The organism is Streptomyces prunicolor, assembly GCF_045162825.1.
In the GTDB taxonomy this organism is placed as follows: domain Bacteria; phylum Actinomycetota; class Actinomycetes; order Streptomycetales; family Streptomycetaceae; genus Streptomyces; species Streptomyces prunicolor.
The window spans coordinates 1,825,471-1,845,780 of sequence record NZ_CP108676.1; the positions used below are offsets into that span (position 1 = coordinate 1,825,471).

Genomic DNA, 20,310 nt, shown 5'->3' on the forward strand with positions numbered 1-20,310 from the left:
CGAGGGCGAGGTCAAGCGCCCCGAAAGGGGCGCGGGGCTGTGACATTTGCGGCTCCGCCGCATGGGCGCGACCAGCCACAACGGGCGCGCACCCAAAAAACGACAGACCCATCACGCCGCCTCACTCCGCCCCGCAGCCATCCCCACCGCGTCCAAAAGAGCCATCCCCACAATCAGATCGGCCCCACCGAACTCCGGATCATCCAGCTCGACCCCGTCATCCACAGCGAACAACAACTTCGGCTCCCCCTGCCGATAAGCCGTACCAACAGGCGGACTAGCCGCATGCACAGCCAACAAAGCCACCAGATAAGGAAGTTCGGGATCCCGCCGCCGCGCATCCGCAAGCAACCCCGACAACCTCCGAGGCGCATCCGCAGGCAGATCAAGCAACTCCATGGCCGCAGCCAGTTGCTCCTCGCTGAACCGACTGTCATCCGGCGTGGCAATGAGATCCGGCTCAGGCATCTCCGCACCGAGATGCTCCCGCTCGGCAGGCGGCGTCAGCAGTATGTCGACAAGATCCCCCACCCGAACGGACACCGGCGTACGCAACCCGGTCCCCCGAGCGAAGAACGCGTCAGTGACCCGGATCGCCTGCTCCAACGGCAACGGCAGAACAGGCGAAACAAGATGCCCGTAGAGGTCGATCCCCGAGGTGGTCATAGGCGTCGCGAAGGCCTGCCGATCCTGCTCCGCACGGAACAGCGGCCCAGCCTCCAGAAGACGCGACTGAAGCTGCGTGTGCCGCCGAATGCAGTCCTTCACGATGTCGACCAACTCGGCCGCCCGCCGCTTCTGTTCGGCGTCCTCGGACTCGTCACGGGCCTTGCGGATATTGGTCAGGATCGCGTTCTCGTGGCGATACCGATCAGCAACGTGATCGAGGGCCTCGGCGATCATGTCCGGCACGGAGTTGAGCCAGTCCACCGCACGGACGTTGCGCCGCGTGGCGTCCAGCGCGCGCCGGAGCGTCTCCGAGTACTGCACGGTCCGGTACCGAGCCTGCTCCGCGGCAAGCTGCGCGTCGGCGAGCCGACCACGGCTGATCAGCACCTCCAGCTTCACCTCGGCGGCGATCTGCGCACTGGTGACGTCGGTGTCGAGCGCGCCCACCAGGACGTTGACAGCCTCGTCGGTCGTCCGGAGGTAGACGCTGCCGCCGTAGCCGGGGACCTCCTCGATCAGCTTGAAATCGTAGTCGCGGCGCACATACGTGCCGTCCTGGGCGAACGTGCCGTAGACCGTGCGGAAGCCGCGGTCGACGCTGCCGACGTTGATCAGGTTCTCCAGGACCCAGCGGGCCACGCGCTCGTGCTCGACGACGGGGCGCTGCGGGGCCTGGGCGGCGATGCGCGGGATGAGCCTGGCCACTATCTGGTCGTGGTCCGCTCCGGTGTCGAAGTCCATGTTGAGGGTGACCAGGTCGATGGCGGCGAGGGCGACTTCCGCCATGCCGTAGACCGAGTACTCACCGGCGAGATTCGCCTTGCGTGCGTCGAGGTCGTGCAGCGGCGCGGTGCAGGCGAGCGCGCGCAGTCGCCGCGCCAGTCCCTCGTCGGCGGCCGGGCCCGGGGCGGGGCGCGGCCCCGCGCTGAACTGGGGCGGAACGCTGTCCGTCGATGCAGGCGAAGTCACGTTGCACAGACTAGGTCCTCGGTCTGACAACGACCCAAACGACGCAGAAGCGACTACCGCCTCAGCCGCGTGTGCGAGTCGGCCGAGCGCCGTGCCGTCTTCAGTCGGGCGCCGTGCCGTCCTCGCCGACCCGGTTCCGGTACGCGTCGACGACCCGTTCCAGCGAGTCGTCGAGGTAGACCGCGAGCAGTTTCTCGGCCTCGGCGGGGTTGTTCGCCTGGAGGGCCTGGAGGATCAGTCGGTTGCGCTGGAGGTACGGCTCGTGGAGCGCCTTCGGGTCGTCCACGAGGTGGAAGGCGAGCCTGAGTTCGGCGAAGACGCTGCGCATCAGCTCGTCCGTGCGGGCGCTGCCGGCGAGGGCGACGAGTTCCCGGTGGAAGTGGATATTGGCCGTACCCACTCCTTTCCAGTCATCTTCGACGGACGCCAACTGCCCTTCGGTGACGGCCGAGGCGAGCTGTTCGAGGGCGTACGGCGGCTCGCCCAGCCCCCGGACGACGGCGCACTCGACGAGGCGGCGGGTGCGGTAGATGTCCTCGACGTCCTCGACGGACAGGACCCGGACGAAGACGCCCCGGTTCAACTCGTGGACGAGCAGCCGCTCATGGGTGAGCAGCCGGAACGCCTCGCGGAGTGTGTTGCGCGACACACCGAGCGCCCCGCCGATGCTGTCCTCCGAGAGCCGGGTTCCCGGCGGGAAATAGCCCTCCGCGATACGGCTCCTGAGGATGTCCGAGACGCGTTCCGCGGTGCTCGTACGGCCCAGGAGGGCGCGGTCGTCGGCCAGTCCCGCCAGCTGCTCTGCCATGCCCGGAATTCAACCGCAGATACAAGAACGAAACAACATGGGTATTGAGGGATCGTTCAACGATCCTCTACCTTTCTCGGCAAGGCGCCACCGCTCACCCCGGCGCCGACGGCTTCCGCACAGCCCTGCTCACTCCCAGCACCCTCCGTCCTCCTTCTGCGAGGTGCCCATGAGCACGACCCCTCCACCTCAGGCCCTGAACACCGGCGCACAGCCCGGCGCGGACGAACTCACCACCGACGACGGCGCGTTGGCCTGGCTGCGCGCGCTCGGTCCGAACGGCCGCCGCGCCTTCGCCGGCGCGTTCGGCGGCTACGGCCTGGACTCCTACGACTACTTCACGCTGCCGCTGAGCATGGTCGCGCTGGCCGCGTACTTCGGCCTGGACAGCGGCCAGACCGGCCTGTTCACCACGGTCACGCTGGTCGTCTCCGCGGTCGGGGGCGCCATCGCGGGCGTCTTCGCCGACCGGGTCGGCCGCGTCAAGGCTCTGATGATCACGGTGGTCACGTACGCCGTCTTCACGGTGGCCTGCGGCTTCGCGCCCAACTACGAGACCCTGCTGGTCTTCCGCGCCCTCCAGGGCCTCGGTTTCGGCGGTGAGTGGGCGGTCGGCGCGATCCTGGTCGCCGAGTACGCGAGCCCCAAGCACCGCGGCCGTACGCTCGGCGCGGTCCAGAGTTCCTGGGCCGTGGGCTGGGCGCTGGCGGCGGTCGTCTACACCCTGGTCTTCTCGTTCCTCGGCGACGACCTGGCCTGGCGAGTGATGTTCTGGACCGGCGCGCTGCCCGCGCTGCTGGTGATCTGGGTGCGGCGCCGGGTGCACGACTCCCCCGAGGCCACGGCCACCCGTGAGCAGAACCCCCAGAAGGGCTCCTTCGCGGCGATCTTCAAGCCCGGCACGGCCGACGCACCGGGCCTGCTGCGCACGACGGTCTTCGCGGGACTGCTCTCCACCGGCGTCCAGGGCGGCTACTACACCCTCGCCACCTGGGTACCGACGTACCTGAAGACGGAGCGCGGCCTGTCGGTCGTCGGCACCGGCGGCTATCTGACCTTCCTGATCTCCGGCGCCTTCCTGGGCTATCTGACCGGCGGCTACCTCACCGACGTGCTGGGCCGTAAGCGCAACATCTGGCTCTTCGCACTGCTATCGGCGGTCTGCATCCTGGCGTACACGCACATCCCCAGCGGCGCCAACACCCTTCTCCTGGTGCTCGGTTTCCCGCTCGGGTTCTGCATGTCGGCGATCTTCAGCGGCTTCGGCTCGTACCTGAGCGAGCTGTATCCGACGGCGGTGCGCGGCACGGGGCAGGGCTTCACGTACAACACCGGCCGCGCGGTGGGCGCCGTCTTCCCGACCCTGGTGGGCTTCCTGGCCGACAGTTGGGGTGTGGGCGGAGCGCTCGTCTTCGGGGCCATCGGTTACGGCATCGCGGCGCTGGCGCTCTTCGGACTGCCGGAGACCCGTGGAAAGGAACTGGCGTGAATCGCACGGAAGACCGCCCCCTGACGCTCGTCGACGAGCACGCGCACGCGTGGAGCCCGCGTTCCGCCCGGGCCCGCTTCCGGGCCGGGCTGTCGGGTCCCACGGCCGGGGTCGCGGCGGGCCACACCCAGGTCAACCTGATCTCGGTGCCCGCCGACTGGGCCTACGACATGCTGCTGTTCTGCCAGCGCAACCCGAAGCCCTGTCCGGTGCTCGACGTCACGGACGCGGGCTCCTGGGAGACGGTTCTCGCCGACGGCGCGGACCTGCGCACCGATCTGCCGCGCTACCGGGTGTGGCGGGACGGCGAGTTGACGGACGAGCCGACGGACGTGCGCGCGTACTGGCGCGACGACCTGGTGTCGTTCCTGATCGGCTGCAGCTTCACTTTCGAGTGGTCGCTGAGCGAGGCGGGCGTCCCGATCCGGCACATCGAGCAGGGCCGCAACGTCCCGATGTACGTGACCGGCCGCCCGTGCCGCCCGGCGGGGCGGCTGCACGGCCCGATGGTGGTGTCGATGCGCCCGGTGCCTCCGGAGCATCTGGCGACCGCGATCCGGGAGACCGCGCTGCTCCCGGCGGTGCACGGCAGCCCCGTACACTGCGGCGATCCTTCGGGGCTCGGCATCGAGGACCTCGGCCGGCCGGACTTCGGTGATCCGGTGGACGCCGCGCCGGACGACATCCCGGTGTTCTGGGCCTGCGGAGTGACCCCGCAGGCCGCGGTGATGGCGTCCCGCCCGCCGTTCGCGATCACCCATGCGCCGGGCCAGATGTTCGTCACCGATGCCCGCGACGAGCAGTACCGCGTCGCCTGACCAGGAGAGATGATGATCGATCTGAACGCCGACCTCGGCGAGGGCTTCGGCCGCTGGCATCTCACCGACGACGAACAGCTGTTGTCCGTCGTCACCAGCGCCAACGTGGCCTGCGGCTTCCACGCCGGGGACCCGGTCACCATGCGGCGGGTGTGCGAGCTCGCGGCCGAGCGCGGTGTCCGGGTCGGCGCACAGGTGTCCTACCGGGATCTGGCGGGGTTCGGGCGGCGCGCGATGGACGTGCCGTCCGCCGAGCTGGCGGCCGAAGTGGCCTACCAGATCGGCGCCTTGGAGGTGTTCGCCCGCGCGGCGGGCACGCGCGTGTCGTACGTCAAGCCGCACGGGGCGCTCTACAACCGGATCGTGCACGACCGGGAGCAGGCCGCCGCGGTGATCGAGGGCGTGCTCCTGGCCGACGCCTCGCTGCCCGTCCTCGGGCTGCCGGGCTCGGTCGTGCTCGACCTGGCCGCGAAGGCCGGGCTGCCGGCCGTCACGGAGGCGTTCGCGGACCGCGCGTACACCGACGAGGGCACACTCGTGCCGCGCGGCCGGGTCGGCGCCGTGGTCACCGACCCCGAGGCCGTCGTGGAGCGCTCGCTGAGCCTGGCCCGCTCCGGGACGGTCGACGCGCTCTCCGGGGCGCGTATCGAGGTACGGGCCCGCTCCCTGTGCCTGCACGGGGACACACCCGGCGCGGTCGACCTGGCCCGCAGGGTCCGCGAGCGGCTCCTGGAGTCGGGTGTCCGGGTGGAGGCCTTCGCGTGAGGGCCCTGCCCGTCGGCGACGACGCGCTGCTCGTCGAGGTCGCCTCCGGGGAGGAGGCCCAGGCCGTCCACGCGGAGCTGCTGCGGCGCCGCGCGGAGGGCCTGCTCAGCGTCCGCGAGATCGTCCCCGCCGCCCGCACGGTCCTCCTCGACGGCCTCACCGACCCGGCCCGGCTGGCCTCCGAACTCACGACCTCCGACGTACCCCCCGCTCCCCCACGCGCGCGTGAGGTGGTCGAGCTCCCGGTGCGCTACGACGGCCCGGACCTCGCCGATGTCGCCGCTCTGTGGAACATCCCCGAGCGGGAGGTGGCCCGCATCCACGCGGCCACCGAATTCCGCGTCGCCTTCTGCGGGTTCGCCCCCGGCTTCGGCTACCTCACCGGCCTCCCGGCCCGCTACGACGTCCCGCGCCGGGCCACCCCGCGCACGGCCGTCCACGCTGGCGCCGTCGGCCTGGCGGGCCCGTACACCGGCGTGTATCCCCGTTCCTCGCCCGGCGGTTGGCAGCTCGTCGGCACGACGGACGCGGTCCTGTGGGACACCGCACGCGAACCGGCCGCGCTGCTGTCGCCGGGGACGCGCGTGCGCTTCGTCCCGGTGGCGGACGTATGACGGACAGCGCCTTCGCCGTCGTACGGGCCGGGGCCCTGACCACCGTGCAGGACCTGGGACGGCCCGGGCACGCGCACCTGGGGGTGCCGCGTTCCGGGGCGCTCGACGGGCCCGCGGCGGCGCTCGTCAACCGGCTGGTCGGCAATCCCCCCGAAGCGGCCGTCCTGGAGACGACCCTCAACGGCTGTGCCGTACGGCTTCGTTCAACGATCCTCGTGGCCGTCGGCGGTGCCCCCTGCCCGGTCACGGTGGACGGACGGCCGGTCGCCTGGGGAGCACCCGTGCACGTGCCCGCCGGGGCGCTCCTGGACATCGGGACGGCCGCCTCCGGAGTGCGGTCCTACGTCGCCTTCGCCGGTGGGGTCGGGGTCGAGCCGGTGCTCGGCAGCCGTTCCACGGACCTGCTGTCGGGGCTCGGTCCGGCGCCGCTCACGAACGGCGCCATACTGCCGCTGGGTTCCCCGATGAGCCTCCACGCGCGCGTGGACGTCGCCCCGCAACCGCGCCCCCCGGTCGAACTCGTCCTGCGGGTGACCCTGGGGCCCCGCGACGACTGGTTCACCCCGGAGGCCGTACGCACGTTCACCTCACGCGCCTACCGAGTGTCCTCGGCGAGCAACCGCATCGGTCTGCGCACCGAGGGGCCGGCCCTGGAGCGGTCCCTTACCGGTGAACTCCCCAGTGAGGGCATGGTCCTTGGTGCCGTCCAGGTTCCACCGGACGGCCGCCCGGTGGTGTTCCTCGCCGACCATCCGACCACCGGTGGCTATCCGGTGATCGCCGTCGTCCGCCCCTCGGACCTCCCGGCGGCCGCGCAGGCGGTGCCCGGGACCCCGGTCCGTTTCGTGGCCGTACGGCGCCGCTGAAGCCCCTGGAGGCCCTATGCCGCGTCCGGTTGCTCCTGCTGCACCGACAGCGAGGCCAGCGCCACCGACACGGCGTGGGACGCGCTCAGGTCGAGGCGCGCGCTGGTGCCCCGCGCGCGGTGGCGCATCTCGTCGGCGGCCAGCCTCAGGAGCTGCGGCAGCAGGTCGGTGCAGCGGCGGGCCACCCACCCGGTGCCCGCGGTCGCCAGCCACAGCAGACTGGCCGACCTGGTGGGCGCCGGGAACTCGGGCTCGGGCGAGGGCGCGACCCCCGAGGCCACGCCCTCCTCGGTGAGCAACGCATGGAAACGCAGCGCCAGTTGGCGGTGTCCGCGCTCCCCGGGGTGCAGCCGGTCCGCGCTCCAGATCGCACGGTCCATGATCCACGCACCCTCGGCCGCGTGCAGATGCACGGCCCCGTACCGCTCGGAGAGCGCGTGCACCACGGTGTTCACCGCCCGCTGGCGTCGGGCCAGCGGCCGAGCCAGTGCGCCCGGGAGGCCGAGCATCGCGCCCGGATCGGGCAGACAGGCCGTGAGGAGGGTCACGCCCAGCGCCGTGAAGGCGGCGTAGACCTCGTCGAGGCGGGCGGCCACGGCCTGGATGTCGAAGGTGCAGCGCAGGGTGTCGTTGACGCCTATGACGACCGACACGACGTCCGGGTTCAGGGCGAGCCCGGCGGGGGTCTGCCGTTCCAGCACGTCCCGCGACTGCGCCCCGCTGACCGCCAGGTTCGTGAACTCCACGACCCCTTCGGGCTGTTCGGCCAGCCCGTCGGCGAGCAGCGCGGCCCAACCGCGCCAGGCCTCGCCGACGGGATCGCCCACGCCCTCGGTGAGCGAGTCACCGAGGGCGACGAAACGGACCGTTCTCATGCCACGCCTCCGGGCACGAACCGCCGTACCGGAACATCCGCGTCGTGGGCCGCGAGGAACGCGTCGACCGCCGTGTGCCAGCCGAAACACTCGGCACGCGCACGTGCGGTCTCCCGCCGCTCCGCCTCGGGGCGTTCGAGGAGCATGTCCACGGCGTCCGCGAAGGCCCGCCCGTTGTCCGCGGCCGTGGCACCGGCGGAGCCGATGACCTCGGGCAGTGCGGACGAGGCGCTGGCCACCACGGGCGTGCCGCAGGCCATGGCCTCCAGCGCGGCGAGCCCGAAGGTCTCGGCGGGCCCGGGTGCCAGGCACACGTCGGCTGAGGCCTGGAGCGCGCCGAGCAGCCGCCGGTCGGAGACGTGCCCGAGGAAGGTGACCGGCAACCCGCGCTCCCGCGCCCGCTGTTCGAGCCGGGCCCGCAGCGGCCCGTCCCCGGCGACCACGAGGACCGCCCGCCGTCCGCGCCGTAGCAACGCCTCCAGGGCGTCGAGCGCCGTGCCGGGCTTCTTCTCCACGGAGAGCCTGGTGCAGGTCACCAGCAGAACCTGGTCCACGCGCGCGTACTCCGCGCGCAGCACCGGGTCCCGCAGTGCCGGCCGGCGCCCCACCAGGTCGACGCCCAGGGGAGCCCGTACGACATTGCGGGCGCCGATACGGACGAACTCCCGCTCGGCGAACTCGGTGGTGCACACCACACGCGCGTAGGTGTGCGCCGTACGGACGTTGAGGGCGTCGGCGGTGCGCCGGGACAGGTTCTCCGACAGGCCCCAGGTGCGCAGGACGCCGTCGGCGGTCTCGTGCGACACCATCACGGCGGGGACGCGGGCCCGCCTGGCCCATTTGCCGGTCCAGCGCAGGGTCGTACGGTCGGAGACCTCCAGACGGTCGGGGGCGAGGTGTTCCAGGAGGCCGGCCACGCGCCGCTTGTCGGCGAGGACGCGGTAGCCGCCGGTACCGGGCAGCAGCGGCCCGGGCAGGGTGATGACCCGGCCCTGCTCGGTCTCACGGTCGGTGTGACGCTCGCCGGGCACGATGAGGACCGGATCGTGCCCGGCCTCCTTGAAGCCCTTGCCCAGCTCGCGCAGGGCGGTGCGCAGCCCCCCGGAGGAGGGGGCCACGAAGTTGGCGAGGCGGACGATCCGCAGCGCGGCGGTGTTCATGCCGCCACCACCACCTTGCGCGCGGCGAGGACATCCCCGTAGTGCGCGATCAGTTGGTCGCCGACGGCCGCCCAGGTGCGGCCCTCGACCATGGCCCGCGCGGCGCTGCCGTACTCCGCGCGCAGTGCGGGATCGGCGGCCAGGGTCCGCACGGCGTCCGTCACGGCGGCCTCGTCGCGGGGCGGGAAGAGGAACCCGGTGCGCCCGTGGGCGACCAGGTCGAGCGGGCCGCCGGCGGCGGGCGCGACGACGGGGACGCCGCTGGCCATGGCTTCCTGGACGGTCTGACAGAAGGTCTCAAAAGGTCCGGTGTGCACGAATATGTCCAACGAGGCGAAGATACGGGCGAGCTCGTCCCCGGTACGCCGACCGAGGAAGACCGCGCCCGGCAGCGCCTCGTCGAGGTGCGGCCGACTGGGCCCGTCGCCGACGACCACGACACGGACGCCCGGGAGTCCGCAGGTTCCGGCGAGGAGTTCGATCTGCTTCTCGGGGGCGAGCCGGCCGACGTAGCCGACGAGCAGTTCGCCGTTCGGGGCGAGTTCGCGGCGCAGCGCCTCGTCCCGGTACTCGGGGCGGAAACGCTCGGTGTCGACGCCACGAGGCCAGAGCCTGACCCGGGGCACGCCGTGTGCCTCCAGGTCGCCCAGGGCCGCGCTGGAGGGCGCGAGGGTGCGGTCGGCGGCGGCGTGCACGGAGCGGATCCGCCGCCAGGCGGTGGCCTCGCCCGCACCGACGTACGTACGGGCGTATCCGGCGAGGTCGGTCTGGTAGACGGCGACGGCGGGGATGCCGAGCCGCGCGGCGGCGGCCATGCCGCGGACGCCGAGGATGAAGGGGCTGGCCAGGTGCACGATGTCCGCGCGATGTTCGGTGATGGCCGCGGCGACGCGTCGGCTGGGGAGGGCGACGCGGACCTGGGGGTAGCCCGGGAGCGGTAGGGAGGGGACACGGATGACGGGGCACGGCGACTCGGCGTCGGGCCCGGGGCCGGCCGAGGTGGCCGGCGCGACGACGAGCGGATGATGACCGCGATCCACGAGGTGCCGGGCGGTCTGGAGCGCGCAGTGGGCCACGCCGTTCACATCGGGGGGAAAGGATTCGGTCACGATGACGACACGCATACCCGTGTTCTCGCCGCGCTGGACGTGCCCGCGTCAACGTCGATCTATGCGAACGGTGAACGTCCCATGAGCGTTGCGCTGCACACCCGAGCAGGTCAGACGGCGTCCATGCGCGTCTGACCCGCGGGTCATCCCACGTTCACACTGCGGGGGCGTCGGGCCCGATCCGGCTCCGTACGGCTGTCTGGACTTCCGCTTCCTCGGCCGGGTCTGCGGCGAGCCTGCGGAGCTGCTCCACGACGCGGGCGTCGCCGGTCTCGGCGTGCCGCGCGGCGATCTCTCGGGTGGTCTCCTCGCAGTCCCAGAGGCACTCGACGGCGAAGCCTGCGGCGTAGGAGGGGTCGGTGGCGGCCAGGGCGCGGGCGGCCCGGCCGCGCAGATGGGACGAGGCCGTCTCCCGGTACACATGGCGCAGGACGGGTGCGGCGCAGACGATGCCGAGGCGTCCGGCGCCGTCGACGAGGGTCCAGAGGGTGGGGGCGTCGGGTCCTTCGCCCATGACAGCCTCCCTGAGGGCGCCGAGGACGAGGTCGCTGTCCTGGGCTCCGCCCCGGCAGGCGAGCATCCGTCCGGCGGCCGCGCCGAGCGGATCGGGTCGGCGGGCCCAGCCGCGGGCCCGGTCGACGGCGGCGACCGACCGCATCCGTTCGAAGGCGTCCACGGCGGCTTCCACGACGGGTGCCGGGCCGGCGGCCACCGCGCGTTCGATCAGTTGGAGGGCTTCGGGATCGTTGCTGTCGGCGAGATAGCGCAGGGCGGTGCAGCGGGCGCCCTCGCCGCCGTCCTTGGCGGCCTCGACGATCGCGGGCCGGTCCTCGGGGCCTGCCACCGCGGTGAGGCAGCGGGCGGCGGGGACGTGCAGCGCGGCGCCGCGTTCGAGGCCCTGTTGGGCCCATTCGAACACCGCTTGCACGCTCCACCCCGGACGGGGCCCGGTAGGTCGCATCTGGCGTTGCCAGAGGTCGAAGCAGCCGGCTTCCTGGGCGGCACGCACGCGCGTGGCGATCGATTCGCGTGGGTCATCGGCCCACAGCCGCCAGGGCCGGGGTTCGAAGGCGTCGCGCACGGCGGTGGCCAGTTCGGCCTCGCCCTCGGGGTCGGCCGGGAACCGTGCCAGCACGGGAGCGGCGAGGGCGCGCAGGCCCGCGTCGTCGTCCCGGAGCGCCAGCTCGTCGAGCGCCCAGGCCCAATTGGTCCCGGAGGCCGCGTACCTGCGCAGCAGGGCGAGCGCGTCCAGCCTGCCGTAGGAGGCGAGGTGCCCGAGGACGGCGAGCGCGAGGCCCGTACGTGACTCCTCGGTGTCGAGGACGTCCTCGGTGTCGAAGAGGTGGGCCTCGACGGCGTCCAGGTCGCCGTTCAGGTCGAGGTACAGACGGGCGTAGTACAGGGAGCGGTTCTCCACCTGCCAGTCGTGGCGGGGGTCGCGCAGCACACAGTGGTTCAGCGCCGCGAGTGCCTCGGCACGGGGGGCGGTGAGCGCGTGCAGTGTGCCGTCGCCGCGGCCCCGCTGAAGCAGGCCGAGCAGCGTACCGCTGGGCGCTATGACCGGATCGAACATGGGAAACAGCCTCACATCAAGCGTCGACGCAACCGGGGGACGTGCACTACCTGGCCGCGTGACAACACGTCGGGGCGCCCGCCGTTTCCTGCTTGCTGTAGACCATTTTCCTCTGCCTCTCGTAGGTGGCCCATGCGGGCCGCAACTACGGCCCGCGCGGTGCGGCAACACCTGCCCAGCCATCGCGTCCGTAAATCACGACGTCATGATGACCCGGCAGTTCTCGATGCCGCGACCGAAATTTCGGGCGGCGCCGTGCTGCCTTCCCCCGTTTTCCCCCGTTTTCCTTGTCGTACCAGGTCAGAAGGCCCGTCTTTGCTGCCGACGGGCCTTCGTGTCAGTGCGCGCCGAACAGCTCCAGCAGCTCGGCCTTGCCGAACATCCGGGCCGTGTCGACCGCCGACGGGGTGCCCGCGGCCGGATCGGCGCCGGCCTCCAGCAGGACTTCGATCACGTCTTGCTCGCCCTTGAAGACGGCTCCGGCGAGCGGAGTCTGGCCCCGGTCGTTGATCCGGTCGGCCTCGGCACCCCGCGCCAGCAGGGCCCGTACGGCCCCGGCGTGCCCGTGGTAGGCGGCGAGCATCACCAGGGAGTCACCGCGGTCATTGGTGAGGTTGGCCGGGACCCCCGCGTCCACATAAGCGACCAACGCCTCGGTCCCGCCCCGGCGGGCCAGATCGAAGATCTTGGTCGCGAACTCCACGACCTCGGGGTCGGGGGCTTCACTCATCGGCCTGACCGCCTCTCACTAGTACGGGTGAATCGCCAGCGTACTGGCTCCACAGACACATGACCGGCCCCCTCCGAGGCAAAGATCACCAAGGGGCCCAACACGGGTGAAACACCTGCTCAGAAGGCCCGAATGCGCTCCACCATCCGAGGGAAATTCGCCGAAATTCACCCACTTGCACCTTTTATCGTATGGATACATCCTGTGATCCTGGAACAACTCATGGTGACTGTCCCCACGAACCAGGAGAGCTCAAATGATCTTGTCCATGTCAGGCGTCGTCCTTCTCGGCATCATCGTCTTCCTCTTCTTCAAGAAGGACGGACTCAAGGCCTCCCACGCCCTGGTGGCCGCACTCTTCGGCTTCTACATGGCCAGCACGGCCATCGCGCCGAGCATCAAGGCAGGCGGCGAGAGCCTGGCGAGCCTCCTCGGCGGAATCAAGTTCTGACGTCCCCACCCGTACGGACCTTCAGGAGACAGCAGTGGCCCGGCGCCCCCTCCCCCGCATCCTGAGCAACGGCACCGCCCAGATCGCCCGGAGCCGGGAGCTGGCCCGGACGGCGGCCGACAGCGCCACCGATGTCCTCCATCCGCTGATCACGATCACCAAGGGTCTGCGTCGGCTGGCATCCGCCGGCCGGCGCAGATGGACCGACACCCCCAAGGACAAGCGCGGGCCGCTGCTTTTCCTGGTGGCCTCGGTGATCCTGGTCGTGGCTCTGGTGCCCTACGGCCCGCTGCTCGCCGCCATCACCCTGATGGCGGCGGCGGCATGGCACGGCCGCGATCGCACCCCGCCGGCGCCCGAAGGGCCCGACGAGTCCCAGACCCAGCGCCTCCAGTCCCTCTACGAGGCGCTGGTGCCCTACTTCTCGACCGCCGAGGACCCGGCTCCCCTGTTCGCCCACGGCGGCGACTGGGAGAAGGCCTTCCCCGCCTACGAGTTCGACGGCGCGGGCCGGATCTCCCATCTGGTCGTCCGCTATCCGGCGTACTTCACCGACGGCGAGGCCGACTCCCGCGCGCGGATCGAGCAGCTGCTCACCGCGAAGTCCGGCCGCAGCCGGGAGTACCACTTCGCGTGGGACGAGGAGGGCAACCAGCTCACGGTCGGCGTCCTCGCCCCGCTCCCCACCGACATCGCCGCCCAGCGCTTCGTCACCGCCCCCGGCGAGACCGTCCTGGGCTTCACCGACCCGACCCAGGTCCACCGCACCCTCCCCCTCACCCACGGCGAGGAACAGCGCGACGTCCCGCCGGTCGTCTGGCGCACCGGCATCCGCTCCACCGAGCCGAACCTCCTGGTCATGGGCCAGCCCGGCAGCGGCACCTCCACCCTCCTGCGCTCCATCGCTCTCCAGGCCCTCCAGTACGGCGACGTCCTGATCGTCGAGGGCGGCGGCACCGGCGAGTACGCGTGCCTCACCGGCCGGGACGGCGTCCTCGCCGTGGAGTGCGGCCTGTCCGGCGCGCTGGCCAGCCTGGAGTGGGCCGCCCACGAGACGGAACGCCGGCTGATCGCGGCCAACCGCGCCCGCCAGTCGGGCCACCCGGCACCGGACGACACCAGGCGCCCCCTGTGGATCATCCTGGACCGCCCGAGCGCCTTCGCCCACGTGGCGGCCGCCGACGGCTACAAGGACCCCCAGTCCCTGCTCCAGGTCCCCCTCCGACACGGCCGCGCGGCCAACGTCACCGTGGTGGTGGCCGACCAGTTCGACAGCGCGGACACCCTCAGCGACGCCGTACGACAGCACACACGCGCGCGTGTCGTCCTCGGCCCCGCCACCGCCGCCCAGCTGGAGGCGGTCCTCGGCGCTCCCCCGCACACCACGCCGATCGCCCAGGTCCCCCCGGGCCGCGGCTACGCCCGCCTCGGCAACGGCCCGGTGCACCGCCTCCAGGTCCCGGCGACCCCGGACCCGTACGACGACGCGACGAACGACGCGCACCGCCAGGCGGTCCTGGCCCTGCTCCCGCCGCGCACGACACCGGCGGACGCGGAGGAGACGATGGCGACGGAATCGGTGGTCGAGGCCGCGGTGGCGGAGACTTCGTAGAAGCCCGGTTCCGGCGCGGGCGGCCGGGAGTCGCCCGCACCGACCCCAGAGATACCTCGCTACGCCACGAACGTGCGCGGCGATTCGCCGCCGCCCCCGCTGACCCCGTTCTCCACCAGCCGGGCCGCCGCGGCCAGCCGTGCCGCCGCCTCCTCGGCCACCGCGCCGCCCACGGTGAACGGCAGTCGCACATACCCCTCGAAGGCGCCGTCGACACCGAACCGCGGCCCGGACGGGACCCGCAGGCCCACCCGCTCCCCCATCTCGGCGAGCCGTGAGCCCGACAGTCCGCCGGTGCGCACCCACAGCGTGAGTCCGCCCTTGGGCACCTCGAACTCCCAGTCGGGCAGCTGCCGCCGGAGCGCCCCGACCAGCGCGTCCCGGTTCTCACGGGCCTGGCTACGACGGATCTCCACCGCTTGTTCCCAACCGCCGGTGCTGAACAGCCAGTTGACGGCAAGCTGTTCCAGCACGGGGGTGCCGAGGTCGGCGTAGGCGCGGGCGGCGACCAGGCTGCGGATCACGTCGGGGGCCGCGCGGACCCAGCCGATGCGCATGCCCGCCCAGAAGGCCTTGCTGGCGGAGCCGACGGTGATCACCGTCGAACCGGCCGGGTCGAAGCCACAGACCGGGCGCGGCATGTCGACGTCGTCGTCCAGCCACAGCTCGGTCATCGTCTCGTCGGCGACGAGCACGGTGCCGGCCGAGCGGGCCGCGTCCACGAGTTGACGCCGCTGGTCGTCGCCGGCCAGGGCGCCGGTCGGGTTGTGGAAGTCGGCGACGACGTACGCGATCCGGGGCGCGGCGTCGCGCAGCACCTGCCGCCAGCGGTCCATGTCCCAGCCGGAGAGCCCGTCGGCCATCGCCACGGGCACCAGCCGGGCACCCGCCTCCCGCATCAACTGGAGGATGTTGGCGTACGAGGGCGACTCGACGGCGACCCGCTCGCCGCGCCCCGCGAAGAGATGGCAGATGGCGTCGATGGCACCCATCGCACCGGTCGTCACCATGATCTGCTCGGGCATGGTCGGAATCCCGCGCAGGGTGTACCGCTCGGCGATCATCGCGCGCAGCGCGGGCAACCCCGCCGGATAGTCGCCGTGCGTGTGGGCGTACGGCGGCAGCTCCTCCAGGGCGCCCTGCACGGCCCGGGTGAGCCATGGCTCGGGCGCGGGCAGCGAGGCGCAGCCGAGGTCGATCACCGAACCGAGTGCCTCCGGGGGCAACGGCTCCAACCCGCGCGCGGGGAGTGGATTACCAGCCGGTACGGAGGTCCAGCTGCCGGCCCCGCGCCGCGACTCCAGGAACCCCTCGGTGCGCAACGCCTCGTAGGCGGCGGCAACGGTGGTGCGACTCACGGACAGCGCGAGCGCCAACTCCCGCTCGGCGGGCAGCCGGGCGGCCACCGGGACGCGCCCCTCCAGGACAAGCAGCCGGATGCCGTCCGCCAGCGCGCGATAGGCGGGCGGGCGGCGAGTACCTGGCCCTGCCGGCCGGTCCTGCTGGGAGTTGAGCAGCCGGGCGAGCTGTGCGGCGCCCATCGCCGAGGTCCACTGCGCCATGGAAACCAGTCCACCTTCCCGGAATTGGCCATGGATGGCATTCATTCTCAAGCCACAGAGTGTCATGTGTCAGGCCACTACCACCACCAGGGGGCACCTCTTGTCCACGCGGAACCGTCTCGGGCGACGGTTGGTCCAGCTGTATGTCGGACTCGCGCTCTACGGCGCCAGTTCCGCGCTCCTGGTGGTGTCGGGCCTGGGCCTGGAGCCCTGGAACGTGCTGCACCAGGGCCTCGCCGAACTCACCGGCCTGACGATCGGCGTCGTCTCGATCATCGTGGGCGCGGCGGTGCTGCTCCTGTGGATACCGCTGCGCCAGCGCCCGGGGCTGGGCACGGTCTCCAACGTGTTCATGGTGGGCCTCGCGATGGACGGCACGCTGGTCCTGGTCCCTGACGCACACGGTCTGGCCGCACGGATTCCGCTGCTGCTGGCGGGCATCGTGCTCAACGGGGCCGCCACCGGGCTCTACATCTCCGCGAACTTCGGTCCGGGGCCGCGCGACGGGCTGATGACCGGCTTGCACCGGCGCACGGGCCGCTCCATCCGCCTGATCCGGACGGCGATCGAGGTCGCGGTCGTGGCCACCGGCTTCGCGCTCGGCGGCACCGTCGGCATCGGCACCCTGCTGTACGCGCTGGCGATCGGACCGCTGGCCCAGCTGTTCCTGCGCGTGTTCGCCGCCCCGTCGGCATCCGGTGGCAGCACGGTCGTAGCCACCGGGTCACCAGAACGGGCGATACTGCCCCGGTGACCACGCTCATACGTCATCCGTACCTCGACCACCCCGGCCCGATCCCCTTCGCCCACCGGGGCGGGGCGGCGGACGGCCTGGAGAACACCGTGTTCCAGTTCCGCCGGGCGGTGGAGCTGGGCTACCGGTACATCGAGACCGACGTCCATGCCACGGCGGACGGGAAGCTCGTCGCCTTCCACGACGAGACCCTGGACCGGGTGACCGACGGCGCCGGCCGGATCGCGGACCTGTTCTGGTCGGACGTGAGCCACGCGCGCGTGGCGGGCAAGGAACCGGTGCCCCTCTTCGAGGAGTTGCTGGAGACCTTCCCCGAAGTGCGCTGGAACGTCGACATCAAGGCGGAGCCGGCGCTGCGCCCGCTCCTGGACCTCCTGGAGCGCACCGGCTCCTGGAACCGCGTCCTCGTCGGCTCCTTCTCCGAGAAGCGCGTGGTCCGCGCCCAGCACCTTGCAGGGCCGCGCCTGGCCACGTCGTTCGGCACGCGCGGGGTGCTGAACCTGCGGTTGCGGTCCTGGGGCGCCCCTCTCCCGGTGCGCCGCTCGGCGGTCGCCGCACAGGTGCCCGAGGAGCAGTCGGGCGTCCCCGTGGTTGACCGGCGCTTCGTCAGCGCCGCCCACGCGCGCGGGGTGCAGGTCCACGTGTGGACCATCAACGAGGCCGATCGCATGCACCGGCTCCTTGACCTGGGAGTCGATGGCATCATGACCGATCACATCGACACACTGCGCGAGGTCATGGTGGAGCGGGGCGTCTGGGCCTGAGCCCCCGGGGCGACGCGTGCACGGGGAAGCGAGGGCACGGGTGGGTACCGACACCCTGCGGTCACCGGCGGCCGACGAGGCAGCCGAGCGGCGGCGCGAACAGCGCGGCTGGTATTTCTACGACTGGGCCTGCTCCGTCTACTCGACGAGCGTGCTCACCGTGTTCCTGGGCCCCTACTTGACCTCGGTCGCGAAGTCGGCGGCGGACCCGGACGGGTTCGTGCATCCCCTGGGGATACCGATCCGAGCGGGATCCTTCTTCGCCTACACCGTCTCCGCGTCCGTCATCGTGTCGATCCTCGTCATGCCCCTCGCGGGCGCGGCGGCCGACCGCACAGGCCGCAAGAAGCCCCTCCTGGCACTCGCCGCCTACGTGGGCGCGACCGCCACCACGGGCCTGTTCTTCCTGGACGGCGACCGCTATCTGCTGGGCGGCTTCCTGCTGATCGTCGCCAACTCGTCGGTGGCCGTCTCGATGGTCGTGTACAACTCCTACCTTCCGCAGATCGCCCCTCCGGAGGAGCGCGACGCGGTCTCCTCCCGGGGTTGGGCCTTCGGCTACGCGGCCGGCTCCCTGGTCCTCGTCCTGAACCTGATCCTGTTCACCGCCCACGACTCCTTCGGCCTCTCCGAGTCGATGGCCGTCCGCATCTGTCTCGCCTCGGCAGGGATCTGGTGGGGCGCCTTCACCCTCGTACCGCTGAAACGGCTGCGCGACCGCGGCCGTACGACTTCCGAGGCGCCGACGGCGCAGGGCTGGCGGCAGCTCGCGGCGACCGTGCGGGACATGCGTGGCAAACCGCTCACGCTGTCCTTCCTGTTCGCCTATCTGATCTACAACGACGGCATCCAGACGGTGATCTCCCAGGCGTCCGTGTACGGCTCCGAGGAGCTGGGCCTGAGCCAGTCCACGCTCATCACGGCCGTCCTGATGGTTCAGGTGCTGGCGGTCGCGGGCGCGCTCGGCATGGGGCGACTCGCCCGGACCTACGGGGCCAAGCGGACGATTCTCGGCTCGCTCGTCGCGTGGACGGTGACGCTGGGCGCCGGGTACTTCCTGCCCGCCGGAGCGCCCGTCTGGTTCTTCGTGCTGGCCGCCGGGATCGGCCTCGTCCTGGGCGGCAGCCAAGCGCTGTCCCGGTCCCTGTTCTCCCATCTGGTGCCGCCCGGGAAAGAGGCCGAGTACTTCTCGGCGTACGAGATGAGCGATCGGGGCATGAGCTGGCTGGGACCACTTCTGTTCGGGGTGACCTACCAGCTGACCGGAAGTTATCGGGACGCGATCATCTCCCTGGTGGTCTTCTTCGTGGTCGGATTCGTGCTGCTCGCGCGGGTTCCGGTGGCGCGGGCGATCAGCGACGCGGGGAATCCTCTTCCCGAGAGGATTTAGCGCTGGAGGCGAAAGGGCGGTAGTGTACGCGTTTGGCCTGCCTGGCGTACCGTTACTGCGCGTCAAAGATGACGAATCGCTGGGTGACATCTGCTAGCAGATGTGACAAACCGGGCGCTGGTGGGTACAACAAGGGGCGGCTACGACGGCGACGCATGACCCCGTACGGGAATCTTTACCGCCGACCGGACGTTGACCGGATGACGACGACAGCGACACCTGTCCTGTGGGCGACAAGCCCGGGAGGCACGATTCATGAGTGAGCGAGCTCTTCGCGGCACGCGCCTCGTGGTGACCAGCTACGAGACGGACCGCGGTATCGACCTGGCACCACGCCAGGCCGTGGAGTACGCATGCGAGAAGGGACATCGCTTTGAGATGCCCTTCTCGGTCGAGGCGGAGATTCCGCCGGAGTGGGAGTGCAAGGTCTGCGGGGCCCAGGCACTCCTGGTCGACGGCGACGGCCCTGAGGAAAAGAAGGCCAAGCCCGCGCGTACCCACTGGGACATGCTGATGGAGCGGCGCACCCGCGAGGAACTCGAAGAGGTCCTTGAGGAGCGTCTTGCCGTTCTCCGCTCCGGCGCGATGAATATCGCGGTTCACCCGAGGGACAGCCGCAAGTCGGCCTAGTCCTGAAGGTGCGGAGCGGTTCTACCGCACAAGGCACAAAGCAAGTAAGCGCGGGCGCCGTACGAATCTGTACGGCGCCCGCGCTTTTGCCTGTCCGCGTTCTGTCTGCGTCCGGATCAGCGGGTGAGCGGCGGACGCGGGCCCTGCGGGGCGTCGCTGCCGGGCTCGTCCCGGATGACCTCGCCCTGGACCACCTTGCCGTCCGGGCGGTGCATACGGGCCTGCTGGAAGGCGTCTCCCAGGGTGCCGGGGGCGGCCTTGCCGAGCTTCCGCTCGACCACGCGCTCCGCGTAGCGCGCCAGGGCCTTCTGGACCGGCGGGATCAGCAGGAGGAGGCCCAGGGCGTCCGAGATCAGTCCGGGGATCATCAGCAGCAGACCGCCGAGCATCATCAGGCCGCTGCCACCGCCGCTGGCCGGGGCGGTGCCCTGCTGCACGGCCTGGCTCAGGTTCTGGAAGGCCCGCCGACCGGCCCTCTTGATCACCACGGCGCCGAGCACGAACCCGGCGAGCAGCAACAGGAAGACCGTAAGACCGCTCGACGCGCCCGCGACCACCGTCAGCAGCCAGATCTCCAGCACCAGCCACACGGCGATGCCCAACGGCAGGAACGTACGCAGCCGGGAACGCGGAGGCCGGGCGGCGGAGGAAGGGGTGGGTGCGCCAGTCGTCATACGTCCAGTGTGCCTGGGCCCGGCTCAG

The 20,310-nt window shown here is 71.4% G+C and carries 20 protein-coding genes; 11 read left to right on the plus strand and 9 right to left on the minus strand.

What is annotated here, in order from left to right; translation table 11 throughout:
• Positions 1-111: 111 nt before the first annotated feature.
• Both OG588_RS08105 and OG588_RS08110 read right to left on the minus strand, forming a co-directional pair.
• Positions 112-1,638, minus strand: a complete 1,527-nt coding sequence (locus tag OG588_RS08105; protein WP_365309568.1) for a hypothetical protein — start codon at positions 1,636-1,638, stop codon at positions 112-114.
• Positions 1,639-1,738: 100 nt separating this feature from the next.
• Complete coding sequence (locus OG588_RS08110) at positions 1,739-2,446, minus strand: GntR family transcriptional regulator (protein WP_405946697.1); 708 nt, start codon at positions 2,444-2,446, stop codon at positions 1,739-1,741.
• A 169-nt stretch (positions 2,447-2,615) separates the two neighbouring features.
• Between OG588_RS08110 and OG588_RS08115 the strand changes: the two genes are divergently transcribed.
• From OG588_RS08115 to OG588_RS08135, 5 genes are read left to right on the plus strand one after another with little or no spacing between them, the layout of a single operon-like run.
• The gene (locus tag OG588_RS08115) at positions 2,616-3,935 is read left to right on the plus strand and encodes an MFS transporter (protein ID WP_405946698.1); all 1,320 of its coding nucleotides are present in this window, start codon (positions 2,616-2,618) and stop codon (positions 3,933-3,935) included.
• Positions 3,932-4,753 (plus strand): putative hydro-lyase, encoded by an 822-nt coding sequence (locus OG588_RS08120; protein WP_266869995.1) that lies wholly within the window; start codon positions 3,932-3,934, stop codon positions 4,751-4,753. Before OG588_RS08115 ends, OG588_RS08120 begins: the two co-directional genes overlap by 4 nt.
• A gap of 12 nt (positions 4,754-4,765) precedes the next feature.
• Positions 4,766-5,518: a LamB/YcsF family protein gene (locus OG588_RS08125; protein ID WP_405953071.1), complete on the plus strand. Its 753-nt coding sequence runs from the start codon at positions 4,766-4,768 to the stop codon at positions 5,516-5,518.
• A complete protein-coding gene (locus tag OG588_RS08130; protein WP_405946699.1) occupies positions 5,515-6,132 on the plus strand; it encodes an allophanate hydrolase subunit 1 in 618 nt (205 codons plus the stop codon). Before OG588_RS08125 ends, OG588_RS08130 begins: the two co-directional genes overlap by 4 nt.
• Positions 6,129-6,998: a biotin-dependent carboxyltransferase family protein gene (locus OG588_RS08135; protein WP_405946700.1), complete on the plus strand. Its 870-nt coding sequence runs from the start codon at positions 6,129-6,131 to the stop codon at positions 6,996-6,998. The genes OG588_RS08130 and OG588_RS08135 overlap by 4 nt, the downstream gene beginning before the upstream one ends.
• A gap of 14 nt (positions 6,999-7,012) precedes the next feature.
• Here the strand turns inward: OG588_RS08135 and OG588_RS08140 are convergent, their stop codons facing one another.
• From OG588_RS08140 to OG588_RS08160, 5 genes are all read right to left on the minus strand, one after another.
• Complete coding sequence (locus OG588_RS08140) at positions 7,013-7,873, minus strand: SGNH/GDSL hydrolase family protein (protein ID WP_405946701.1); 861 nt, start codon at positions 7,871-7,873, stop codon at positions 7,013-7,015.
• Positions 7,870-9,033 (minus strand): glycosyltransferase, encoded by a 1,164-nt coding sequence (locus OG588_RS08145; RefSeq protein ID WP_405946702.1) that lies wholly within the window; start codon positions 9,031-9,033, stop codon positions 7,870-7,872. Before OG588_RS08145 ends, OG588_RS08140 begins: the two co-directional genes overlap by 4 nt.
• Positions 9,030-10,157 (minus strand): glycosyltransferase family 4 protein, encoded by a 1,128-nt coding sequence (locus OG588_RS08150; RefSeq protein ID WP_405946703.1) that lies wholly within the window; start codon positions 10,155-10,157, stop codon positions 9,030-9,032. Before OG588_RS08150 ends, OG588_RS08145 begins: the two co-directional genes overlap by 4 nt.
• A gap of 139 nt (positions 10,158-10,296) precedes the next feature.
• Positions 10,297-11,715 carry a HEAT repeat domain-containing protein gene (locus OG588_RS08155; protein ID WP_405946704.1) on the minus strand — a complete coding sequence of 473 codons (1,419 nt, stop codon included), beginning with the start codon at positions 11,713-11,715 and terminating at the stop codon, positions 10,297-10,299.
• A gap of 337 nt (positions 11,716-12,052) precedes the next feature.
• On the minus strand, positions 12,053-12,445 hold the full coding sequence (locus tag OG588_RS08160; protein ID WP_405946705.1) for an ankyrin repeat domain-containing protein: 393 nt from the start codon (positions 12,443-12,445) through the stop codon (positions 12,053-12,055).
• A gap of 256 nt (positions 12,446-12,701) precedes the next feature.
• On the opposite strand from OG588_RS08160, the gene OG588_RS08165 reads away from it, so the two are divergent.
• Both OG588_RS08165 and OG588_RS08170 read left to right on the plus strand, forming a co-directional pair.
• Complete coding sequence (locus tag OG588_RS08165; RefSeq protein ID WP_019059657.1) at positions 12,702-12,896, plus strand: hypothetical protein; 195 nt, start codon at positions 12,702-12,704, stop codon at positions 12,894-12,896.
• Between the two features lie 34 nt (positions 12,897-12,930).
• A complete protein-coding gene (locus tag OG588_RS08170; RefSeq protein WP_405946706.1) occupies positions 12,931-14,508 on the plus strand; it encodes a hypothetical protein in 1,578 nt (525 codons plus the stop codon).
• Positions 14,509-14,567: 59 nt separating this feature from the next.
• Here the strand turns inward: OG588_RS08170 and OG588_RS08175 are convergent, their stop codons facing one another.
• The gene (locus tag OG588_RS08175) at positions 14,568-16,070 is read right to left on the minus strand and encodes a PLP-dependent aminotransferase family protein (protein WP_405946707.1); all 1,503 of its coding nucleotides are present in this window, start codon (positions 16,068-16,070) and stop codon (positions 14,568-14,570) included.
• 64 nt (positions 16,071-16,134) lie between these two features.
• Here OG588_RS08175 and OG588_RS08180 point away from each other — a divergent pair, with 64 nt between their 5' ends.
• The 4 genes from OG588_RS08180 (at position 16,135) to OG588_RS08195 (ending at position 19,608) form a co-directional block, all read left to right on the plus strand.
• Positions 16,135-16,824, plus strand: coding sequence for a YitT family protein (locus tag OG588_RS08180; RefSeq protein WP_405946708.1), 690 nt, complete (start codon positions 16,135-16,137; stop codon positions 16,822-16,824).
• The gene (locus tag OG588_RS08185; RefSeq protein ID WP_405946709.1) at positions 16,821-17,588 is read left to right on the plus strand and encodes a glycerophosphodiester phosphodiesterase; all 768 of its coding nucleotides are present in this window, start codon (positions 16,821-16,823) and stop codon (positions 17,586-17,588) included. Before OG588_RS08180 ends, OG588_RS08185 begins: the two co-directional genes overlap by 4 nt.
• Before the next feature lie 40 nt (positions 17,589-17,628).
• Positions 17,629-18,978 carry an MFS transporter gene (locus OG588_RS08190; RefSeq protein WP_405946710.1) on the plus strand — a complete coding sequence of 450 codons (1,350 nt, stop codon included), beginning with the start codon at positions 17,629-17,631 and terminating at the stop codon, positions 18,976-18,978.
• 255 nt (positions 18,979-19,233) lie between these two features.
• Positions 19,234-19,608, plus strand: coding sequence for an RNA polymerase-binding protein RbpA (locus OG588_RS08195; RefSeq protein ID WP_003977404.1), 375 nt, complete (start codon positions 19,234-19,236; stop codon positions 19,606-19,608).
• A 116-nt stretch (positions 19,609-19,724) separates the two neighbouring features.
• On the opposite strand, the gene fxsA is transcribed toward OG588_RS08195, so the two are convergent.
• Positions 19,725-20,282, minus strand: coding sequence for an FxsA family membrane protein (gene fxsA, locus OG588_RS08200; RefSeq protein ID WP_393049405.1), 558 nt, complete (start codon positions 20,280-20,282; stop codon positions 19,725-19,727).
• Positions 20,283-20,310: the final 28 nt, after the last annotated feature.